The sequence below is a fragment of the Aneurinibacillus sp. UBA3580 genome (assembly GCF_002375825.1).
Taxonomy (GTDB): domain Bacteria; phylum Bacillota; class Bacilli; order Aneurinibacillales; family Aneurinibacillaceae; genus Aneurinibacillus; species Aneurinibacillus danicus.
On sequence record NZ_DFMZ01000108.1, the window covers coordinates 16,914 to 20,476 of the forward strand.

Below are 3,563 nucleotides of genomic sequence, written 5' to 3' on the forward strand. Positions count from 1 at the left end.
AATGGGGAAAAAGGCGAACGCCTTTGTCTTCCCTGGATCTTTTTTCTCTTCTTCCTTCCTTCTTTCTTTATTTCAGGATTTTCACAGAAAAACGAGGCCGTCCGTATTCATATTATACGCGGCCTCGTTTTATTTTTCATCTCTCCATCCACTCCAAATCCGGCGTTACTACCCACTCCGGATCCATTCCACGTGTAAGCGCATACTGTTCTACCCATCGATTAATCAATCGCTGTGTTTCTTCATATGTGCGAATAATGTTCCGGGCTGCCTCCTCTTCCGATTCAAAGGCTGCCTCTCCATTCGCTTCTCGCATGCTCATCATGCATAGGTTGGCTTTCACGTTGTTCTCTATCTTGGCAAACGCGCTAATGTAGCGAACTACGCTGGCCTGATCAGCCTGGTGCATCCCCTTCTTTACATAGCGGTCAGTTAACCTGGACAAACTTTCACTAAACTCAGCTGGACTCATCTCTCCTTTGTAAATTCGCTGATTGATTTCATCCATATACAGCTTAATCTTCTCTGACTCGACTAAATCTTTAAAAAGGAGATTGAACACTGAGTCACTAATCTGCTTTTTCTTCTTCATTTTTATTGTATATTTATGCTTTGTGCCCATGTTCGTTCACCTCATTTCTCTATACATATCATACTATGAAAATGTTCATAAAAACAGCTATTTCAACCTATTGAAACAGCTATTTAGTATGTATTTTTTCGTTATTATATACAATTAGTCATACTTTTCTTCTTCGATTCTGATTTTTCCTTCTACAATATATTCAAGTTCCGTATCGAAATTTCAAATGATCCCAACATTTTCTTCATGTGTATGCCTCCTTCATATTTTCTTTTCTCTTTCCTCTCCCCTGTTTTGTCTGAAACAATTCTGGTTGTATCCTGTTTTTCTATGATATAATTCCCGTGTATATAGGCTCAAATTTTGAGGGAATATGGGGGATGCGCTCGTGATGAGAGTAAAAGATTTAATGACGCCGGACGTAATTACCATCACCCCGGCTACGCCGATCCAGGAAGCGGAACGCATTATGAAAGACAGAAATATTCGCCGTCTGATTGTGGTCGAACAAAATAAAGCAGTGGGGATTATTGTGCACCGCGAGATGATGATTTCGCTCCATTCACCGACTATTTTGAAGGAAACGCCTGTAGAATGGATTATGACGAAAAACTTGATTACCATTGCTCCGGATGCACCGATTACGGAAGCAATTCAGACAATGCGCAAACATAAAATAAATTCGCTGCCCGTCGTAGAGAATGAACAATTGGTCGGCATCATTACCGTGGTCGATTTGCTGCATGAGCTGGCTCGCCGCCTGGAGATTGATCAAGCAATATAAAAAATTGATTTTAACAAATTGCGGCACAGGTAGACAAGAGCACGCCCGGCACCTGACGCTCAAGCAAATCGAACGGCTTGAAGCACTACATTCGCCAAATAATGGCTGGATTCTTATACAAAGATCAAAAAAGGAGCGGAATATCCCACTCCCTTTTTTGATCTTTATATTTTAATACAGTCAATTGCGTTTTTTTTAATACAGTTGTATAATAGCGGTGCTACAAGATTTACAAGTTTGTAAATCATATTCTTTACTTTATACACTTGTGTTAAATTTGCTAATCAGGTGAATCTATATGTCAAATCAACCCTTTTCTTTCTATAACCCGTTTCTTCGCGAAATTATGCAACCGCTTTCTTTTTTGCCGGATCGTCCCTGTTCTGCACAGGCCCGTGAATCGGCCCTTCTGTTTGATGTAATCTCGGCGACGCCGGGCGTAACGGATATTCAAGTACTGTCTGATATGGATGAGCCGGTCGGATACATACCGGCAGAAACCGTCGCACAGGCTGCCTCACGGGCTCTTAGAGAATGCTTCGCGTTTTACGAGAGCGTACTGCAGACGGTGGATGACTCCCTTACGATTGTGAACGCGCAGGGAATCGTGGTGAACTGGAACAAACAGGCGGAAGCAATGTATCATATTCCGCGGGAAGACATTCTGCATCACCATATTACGCGCCATTTTAAAAAAGATGCGGTAATGCTTCTAAAAAGCATCCATGACGGATCGTCTGTCGTCCGTCACTATAACCAGCCGCGGCCCGGTACCCATGTGCTGGTGAATACATCTCCTGTGCTGCTGGACGGACAGATTATTGGAGGACTATCCGCAGAGAAAGACATCAGTGACGTCGTGCGTTTGCATGACCGACTCTCCAGTACGACAGCACATCTGCACAATCTTGAAAATGAGCTGTACAATGAACAGCAGGAAGATCCGTTTTACAAAATCAAGGGCCGCAGCGCCGCCATTACGCAGGCGATTCAATTGACGAGGAAAGTCGCGCGGACCGACGCCACGCTTCTGATTACCGGTGAATCCGGCGTGGGAAAAGAGCTATTCGCCGAAGCCGTACACCGCGCCAGCCTGCGAGCGGACGGTCCCTTTGTCGCACTCAACTGCGGAGCGATCCCAGCCGCACTCTTTGAGAGCGAGTTGTTCGGGTATGAAAAAGGCGCCTTTACCGGCGCCATCCATGAGGGAAAAAAAAGGGAAAATCGACGCGGCCGCAGGCGGAACCCTATTCCTTGACGAAATCGGAGAGCTGCCGCTCGATCAACAGGTGAAGCTATTGCGCGTGCTACAGGAGAAGCAATTCTACCGCGTAGGCGGACACAAGCCGATTGCAACCGACGTCCGCATCGTGGCGGCGACAAACCGGGACTTAGAAGCCATGGTGGCGGCAGGCCAATTCCGACAGGACTTATTCTACAGGCTGAATGTTGTCACGGTGCCGATTCCGCCGCTGCGCGAGCGAAAGGAGGACATTCCCGAACTCGCCCAGCTGTTCTTAAAGGAATTCGCTGTCAAATACGGCAAGCCGCTCCCGGAGCTTGCGCCGAAAACGATCATTCTGCTGCTTAATTATGCCTGGCCGGGCAATATCCGACAGCTGCGCAACCTTATGGAGCGTCTCGTGATCTTAACGGATCAGGAGCGCATCGAGCCGGAGCATCTACCGGAAGGCTATCAGCCGAACGAGCTTGCGGTTGCCGCCCAGACGCCGGCCACCAGACCGCTTGCGGCACGCAGCGAATATGAGGAACTGGTAGAGGCGCTGCGCACGACCTATGGCAATAAATCAGCCGCAGCGCAGCTGCTCGGCATCTCGCGTGTGACGCTGTATAACCGAATGAAAAAATACAATATTCATACGGATTAATCAGTAGTATGAGAAAAACTCGCGGGTGTGTTTTTCCTTGCTTACAAATGGAGGGAAAGTATATTTCGCTTTATCACTGTAAAGTGAAATATACTTTCCTATATCACAAAAAAGGAGCGGAACTTTTGCCCGCTCCTTTTTTGCGTAGATCACCCCTGTGTTTTATTCGCTACGCGGCGGCCGCGGTCCATAATACTGGTAGTAGTATGTTTTCAAGTTTCCGTTGTATAGCTTGCGGTTGCGGTCCGCTTCGCGTCCGAAAAACTTTTCAAATTCCGGATACGATGTAAGGATATAGTACGACCAC

4 protein-coding genes and 1 pseudogene are annotated in these 3,563 nt (G+C 46.6%); 3 read left to right on the plus strand and 2 right to left on the minus strand.

The features are described from left to right. Window positions 1-136: 136 nt before the first annotated feature. A complete protein-coding gene (locus B2899_RS15070; protein WP_146809601.1) occupies window positions 137-622 on the minus strand; it encodes a hypothetical protein in 486 nt (161 codons plus the stop codon). Between the two features lie 352 nt (window positions 623-974). Here B2899_RS15070 and B2899_RS15075 point away from each other — a divergent pair, with 352 nt between their 5' ends. From B2899_RS15075 to B2899_RS15085, 3 genes are all read left to right on the plus strand, one after another. Beyond that, complete coding sequence (locus B2899_RS15075) at window positions 975-1,367, plus strand: CBS domain-containing protein (RefSeq protein ID WP_246147275.1); 393 nt, start codon at window positions 975-977, stop codon at window positions 1,365-1,367. A gap of 298 nt (window positions 1,368-1,665) precedes the next feature. After that, window positions 1,666-2,625, plus strand: coding sequence for a sigma 54-interacting transcriptional regulator (locus B2899_RS15080; RefSeq protein WP_286886869.1), 960 nt, complete (start codon window positions 1,666-1,668; stop codon window positions 2,623-2,625). After that, window positions 2,570-3,256, plus strand: a complete 687-nt coding sequence (locus B2899_RS15085; RefSeq protein ID WP_286886871.1) for a sigma 54-interacting transcriptional regulator — start codon at window positions 2,570-2,572, stop codon at window positions 3,254-3,256. The genes B2899_RS15080 and B2899_RS15085 overlap by 56 nt, the downstream gene beginning before the upstream one ends. Before the next feature lie 162 nt (window positions 3,257-3,418). Here B2899_RS15085 and B2899_RS15090 read toward each other — a convergent pair. Beyond that, window positions 3,419-3,563 (minus strand): annotated as a pseudogene (locus B2899_RS15090) (class I SAM-dependent RNA methyltransferase); the annotation flags it as partial.

Bases quoted from the DNA above. Each gene is read 5' to 3' on its own strand.
- B2899_RS15085 (WP_286886871.1), top strand. From the start codon at position 2,570: ATGAGGGAAAAAAAAGGGAAAATCGACGCGGCCGCAGGCGGAACCCTA.
- B2899_RS15070 (WP_146809601.1), bottom strand. From the start codon at position 622: ATGGGCACAAAGCATAAATATACAATAAAAATGAAGAAGAAAAAGCAG.
- B2899_RS15080 (WP_286886869.1), top strand. From the start codon at position 1,666: ATGTCAAATCAACCCTTTTCTTTCTATAACCCGTTTCTTCGCGAAATT.
- B2899_RS15075 (WP_246147275.1), top strand. From the start codon at position 975: ATGAGAGTAAAAGATTTAATGACGCCGGACGTAATTACCATCACCCCG.